Source organism: Umezawaea endophytica, assembly GCF_025061645.1.
GTDB lineage: Bacteria > Actinomycetota > Actinomycetes > Mycobacteriales > Pseudonocardiaceae > Umezawaea > Umezawaea endophytica.
On the sequence record NZ_JANYMP010000009.1, the window covers coordinates 314,091 to 320,459 of the forward strand.

Here is a 6,369-nt window from a genome sequence, read left to right on the forward strand (position 1 = left end):
CATTCTCCTGCGCCGGAGAAACCCTGTCGTCCGTAGCGAAGAGGTGCTCTTAAATGGCGAATGAAGACACGCTCCGGGAGTATCTCAAACTGGTGACGGCGGATCTCCAGACCACCCGGCAGCGTCTTCAGGAGTTGGAGGAAGGCGACAGGGAGCCGATCGCGATCGTGGCGATGAGCTGCCGTTACCCCGGCGGCGTCCGCTCGCCCGAAGACCTGTGGCGGCTGGTCGAGTCCGGCGGCGACGCCATTTCCCCGCTTCCCACCGACCGCGGCTGGGGCACCGAAAACGGTGTTTTCGCCGTGGAGGGAGGCGGGTTCCTCTATGACGCGGCCGATTTCGAGCCCGCGTTCTTCGGAATTTCCCCGCGCGAAGCACTGGCCATGGACCCCCAGCAGCGGCTGCTGCTGGAAACGACGTGGGAAGTGTTCGAACGCGCCGGTATCGACCCCAGGTCCCTGCGCGGCAGCCAGACCGGTGTGTTCATCGGTGGCAGCGCCATGGGCTACGGCATCGGCCTGACCGAGGTCCCCGACGAGGTCGCCGGCCACCTGCTCACGGGCGCGGCCCCCAGCGTCCTGTCCGGCCGCCTCTCCTACACGTTCGGCCTCGAAGGCCCCGCGGTCACGGTCGACACCGCCTGCTCCTCGTCCCTCACCGCCCTGCACCTCGCCGCCACCGCGCTGCGCAACGGCGAGTGCTCCATCGCCCTCGCGGGCGGTGTCATGGTGATGAGCACACCGGCCGTGTTCGCCGAGTTCGGCAAGCAGGGCGGGCTCTCCCCGGACGGCCGCTGCCGCGCGTTCTCCGACGACGCCGACGGCACCGGCTGGTCCGAGGGCGTGGGCCTGCTGCTCGTCGAGAAGCTCTCCGACGCGCGGCGCAACGGCCACGAGGTCCTCGCCGTCGTGCGCGGCAGCTCGGTCAACCAGGACGGCGCGTCCAACGGCCTGACCGCCCCGAACGGCCCGTCGCAGCAGCGGGTGATCCTCCAGGCCCTGGCCAACGCCGGTCTGGCCCCCGCCGACGTCGACGTGGTCGAGGCTCACGGCACCGGCACTCGGCTCGGTGACCCGATCGAGGCGCAGGCCATCCTCTCCACCTACGGCCAGGACCGCGAGCGCCCGGTGCTGCTGGGCTCGCTCAAGTCCAACATCGGCCACACCCAGTCCGCGGCGGGCGTCGCGGGCGTAATCAAGATGGTCATGGCCATCCGCCACGGTCTGGCCCCCAAGACGCTGCACGCCGACGAGCCGTCGCACCAGGTCGACTGGGAAGCCGGTGCGCTGGAGATCCTCACCGAGGCCCGCCCGTGGCCCGAGACCGGCAACCCGCGCCGCGCGGGCATCTCGTCGTTCGGCGTGAGCGGCACCAACGCCCACGTCGTGCTGGAGCAGGCGCCCGCCGAGGAGCCGGTCGAGGTCGTGCGCCAGGGTCGCGAGGTGCTGCCGTGGTTGCTGGCCGCGCGCACCGAGGACGGGCTGGTCGAGCAGGCCCGCCGGCTGCGCGACCGCCTCTCCGAGACCGACCCGCACCTGGACGACGTGGCCTACTCCCTGGCGACGACCCGCACCGCGCTCGCCCACCGCGCGGTCGTGGTCGGCGCCGACTCCGCCGCCCTGCGCGCGGGCCTGGACGCGCTGGTCGACGGCGGCGCGGCGGCGAACCTCCAGCGCGGCACCGTCACCGACGGCGGCCTGGCCGTGCTGTTCACCGGCCAGGGCTCGCAGCGGCTCGGCATGGGCCGCGAACTGCACGACGCGTTCCCGGTGTTCGCCAAGGCCTTCGACGCCGTGTGCGCCGAGTTCGACGGTCCGGTCCGCGAGGCGGTGTTCGGGGATGACGCCGCCTCGCTGGACCAGACCGGGACGACCCAGCCCGCGCTGTTCGCGATCGAGGTGGCGCTCTACCGCCTCGTCGAGTCGTGGGGCGTGAAGCCGGAGTTCCTGGCCGGGCACTCGATCGGCGAGCTGGCCGCCGCCCACGTGGCCGGTGTCCTGTCCCTGGAGGACGCCGCGACGCTGGTCGAGGCCCGCGGCCGGTTGATGCAGGCGCTGCCGACCGGTGGCGCGATGGTGGCCCTCCAAGCCACCGAGGACGAGGTGGCGCACCTCATCGGTAACGGCGTTTCGATCGCGGCGGTCAACGGTCCCGACTCGATCGTCCTGGCGGGCGACGAGGACGCCGTGCTCGCGGTGGTCGACGCGTTCGACGACCGGAAGTCCAAGCGGCTCAGCGTTTCCCACGCGTTCCACTCGGCGCACATGGACGCCATGCTCGACGACTTCCGCGCGGTGGCCGTCCGACTGACCTACCAGTCGCCGACCATCCCGATCGTCTCCACGGTCACCGGCGGGATCGCCACCGCCGTCGAGCTGTGCTCCGCCGACTACTGGGTTTCCCACGTGCGCAACGCGGTCCGGTTCGCCGACGCCGTTCGCACGCTGGAAGCCCAGGGCGTGTCGACGTTCCTGGAGCTGGGACCCGACGCCGTGCTCACCGCGATGGGCGCCGAGAGCGTCGAGAAGGCCGTGCTGGTCCCGGCGCTGCGCAAGGACCGCCCCGAGGTCCCGGCGCTCACCACCGCGCTCGCCGGTCTGCACGTCCGCGGCATCCGGATCGACTGGGCCGCGTACTTCGACGGCACCGGCGCCCAGCGCGTCGACCTGCCGACCTACGCGTTCGACCACCAGCGGTTGTGGCTGGAGGACAACGGTTCGGTCGGCGATGTGACCTCCGCAGGCCTGTCCGCCGCGGGCCACCCCCTGCTCGCCGCGGTCCTGCCGATGCCCGACGGCGGTGTGCTGTTCACCGCGCGCCTCTCCGTCGCCACGCACGCCTGGCTGGCCGACCACGTCGTCGCGGACAACGTGGTCGTGCCCGGCACCGCGCTGGTGGAGCTGGCGATCCGCGCGGGTGACCAGGTCGGCTGCGGGCACCTGGAGGAGCTGCTGCTCCAGGCCCCGCTCGTCGTCCCGGCGCTGGGCGGCGTCAGCCTGCACGTCGAGCTGGACGCCGAGCCCGGCCGCCGGATGATCACCGTCTACTCCCGCGGTGACGAGGACGGCGCCGACTGGGTCGTGCACGCGACCGGCGTCCTGACCGACGAGACCACGGCTCCCGCGTTCGAGCTGGCGCAGTGGCCGCCCGCCGGAGCCGTCCCCCTCGACCTGTCCGGCCTCTACGAGGACCTCGCTGTGGGCGGTTTGCGCTACGGCCCGGTCTTCCGCGGGCTGGCGAACGCCTGGCGCAGCGGCGAAGACGTGTACGCGGAAGTCACGCTGCCCGAGGCGGAACAGCGTCGGGCGGGCGCGTTCGGCGTCCACCCGGCGTTGCTCGACTCCGTCCTGCACACCCTGGGCATCGCCGACGGCGACGCCCAGGAGCAGAGCGGTCCGGCGTCGCTGCCGTTCTCCTGGACCGGGGTGAGCCTGTTCGCCTCCGGCGCCGAGACGCTGCGCGCCCGCGTTTCCCCGTCACCGCAAGGGGACGGCATCTCCGTGGACGTCGCCGACGGCACCGGTTCACCGGTCGCCCGCGTCGACTCGCTGGTGCTGCGCCCGATCAGCGGCGAGCAGTTCACCCGAGGCGGCGGTTCCGACTCGCTCTACCGGGTCGACTGGACGCCGGTCACGGCCGAGCCGGAGTCGGTCGAGGACGTGACGATCCTGCACGTCGCCGACTCGTCCAACGTGCACACCGTGACCGCCGAACTCCTGGCGGGCCTCAAGTCCTTCGTGGCGGACCGCTCCGAGGAGTCCGTGCTGGTCGTCGTGACCAGCCACGCCGTCGCCGCGCTGCCCGGCGAGGACATCACCGTCCCCGCGCAGGCCGGTGCCTCCGGCCTGGTGCGCTCCGCGCAGTCCGAGCACCCCGGCGCGATCGTCCTGCTGGACCTGGACGACGTGACCGCGATCGACGAGGTCCTGCCCGCCGTGCTGGGCGCGCGGGAGCTGGAGGTCGCGGTCCGCGCGGGCACGCTGTACGCGCCCCGCCTGGTCCGCGCGGGCTCCGGCTCGATCGCCCCGTCCGCCACGGACTCCGCCTGGCGCCTGGACTTCACCGCGTCCGGCACGGTCGACAACCTCACCACCATCCCGTGGCCGCACGCCGAGTCCGCGCTGGAGCCCGGCGAGGTCCGGATCGCGATGCGCGCGGCGGGCGTCAACTTCCGCGACGTGATGAACGTGCTCGGCATGTACCCCGGCGACGCCGGGATCATGGGCCTGGAAGGCGCGGGCGTGGTGATCGAGGTCGGGCCCGGCGTGGCCGACCTCGCCGTCGGCGACCGGGTCATGGGCATGGTCGACGCCGCGTTCGGCCCGGTCGTGATCGCCGACCGCCGCAAGGTCTGCCCGATCCCGGACGGCTGGTCGTTCCAGCAGGCCGCGGGCGTGCCGCTGGTGTTCCTCACCGCGCTCTACGCCCTGGAAGACCTGGGAGGCCTCAGGTCCGGCGAGTCGATCCTGGTCCACGCCGCCGCCGGTGGTGTCGGCATGGCCGCCACGCAGATCGCCCGCCACCTGGGCGCCGAGGTCTACGGCACGGCGAGCGCCGGCAAGTGGCAGGCGCTGCGCGACGCCGGGATCGCCGACGACCACATCGCCTCCTCCCGCACCATCGACTTCGAGCACCAGTTCACCATCGCCACCGACGGCCAGGGCGTGGACGTGGTCCTCAACGCGCTGTCCGGCGAGTTCGTCGACGCTTCGCTGCGCCTGCTGGCGCAGGGGCACGGCGGCCGGTTCCTGGAGATGGGCAAGACCGACGTGCGGCACCCCGCCGAGGTCGCGAAGCAGCACCTCGACGTGGCCTACACGGCGTTCGACCTGATCGAGGCCGGACCCGACCGCATCGGCGAGCTGCTGACCCGCCTGCACGGCTGGTTCGCCGACGGCTCCCTCCAGCCGCTGCCCGTGACGACGTGGGACGTCCACCGCGCCCCGGAGGCGTTCCGCTTCCTCGGCCAGGCCAAGCACACCGGCAAGGTCGTGCTGACCATCCCGACGCCGCTCGACGCCGCCGGTTCGGTGCTGATCACCGGCGGCACCGGGGGACTGGGCGCGCTCGTTGCCCGGCACCTCGTCGCCGAGCACGGGGTGAAGCACCTGGTGCTGACCTCGCGCCGCGGCGCGGACGCCCCCGGCGCGCAGGAGTTGGCCGACGAGCTGGTCGGCCTCGGCGCGACCGTGGACCTGGCGGCGTGCGACGTCGCCGACCACGCCGCCGTCTCGGCCCTGCTGAAGGGGATCGAGCACCCGCTGACCGGCGTGGTGCACGCGGCGGGCGTGCTCGCCGACGGCGTACTCGACTCGCTCACCCCGGACCGGCTGTCCACCGTGCTCGGTCCCAAGGCGGACGCCGCCGCGCACCTGCACGAGCTGACCGCCGACCTCGACCTGGCGATGTTCGTCGTCTTCTCCTCGTCCTCCGGCCTGTTCGGCGGTGCGGGGCAGGCGAACTACGCCGCCGCCAACACCTTCCTCGACGCGCTGGCCGTGCACCGCCGCCACCGCGGCCTCCCGGCGATCTCGCTGGCTTGGGGCCCGTGGGACCAGACGGCGGGCATGGGCTCGACGCTGTCCGACGCCGACTTCGCCCGCATGGCCCGCTCGGGGATGCCCGCGCTGGCCGCGGCCGACGGCCTGGCGCTGTTCGACCTGGCCCGCGTCACCGACGACGTCCTGGTCGCGCCGGTCAAGCTCGACCTGGCGACGTTGCGCGACTCCGGCGAGGTGCACCCGCTGCTGCGCGGCCTGGTCCGCGCCCCGGCCCGCCGCGCGGCCGCCGCCGCGGGCAAGGCCGAACCGGCCTCCTGGTCGCAGCGGCTCGCGGGCAAGACCAAGGCCGAGCAGGACGAACTGCTGCTGGACCTGGTCGTCGGGCAGGTCGCGGTCGTCCTCGGCTACGAGTCGGCGCTGGACATCAAGCCCACGCTGGCGTTCAAGGAACTCGGCTTCGACTCGCTGTCGGCGGTGGAGCTGCGCAACACGCTCAGCGCCGCGACCGGCGTGAAGCTGCCCGCGACGCTGGTCTTCAACTACCCCAACGCGATCGAGCTGGCCGCCCACCTCCGCGTGGAGTTGGCGGGCAACGACAGCCCGGTCGCGACCCTGTTGGACGAACTGGACCGCCTGGAACTCGCGTTCGGCGAGGTCGGCGCGGACGACCCGATGCGCACGAAGATCACCAGCCGGTTGCAGCGCGTGCTGGCCAAGTGGAACGGAGGCGCCTCGGAGGAGGCCGCCTCGGAGAAGGCCACGTTGGACGAGGCGGGCTACGACGAGCTCTTCGACTTCATCGACAACAACCTCAGCTCCTCGTGATCACCCTCAACTCGCCTGCACCGCTGTAGAGGAGACGACTCGA

General features: G+C 72.7%; 1 protein-coding gene. It reads left to right on the top strand.

Annotation, left to right across the window (positions count from 1 at the left end):
- Nucleotides 1–53 precede the first annotated feature (53 nt).
- A complete protein-coding gene (locus NZH93_RS21010) occupies nucleotides 54–6,326 on the top strand; it encodes a type I polyketide synthase (RefSeq protein ID WP_259624851.1) in 6,273 nt (2,090 codons plus the stop codon).
- The last annotated feature ends 43 nt before the right edge of the window (nucleotides 6,327–6,369 follow it).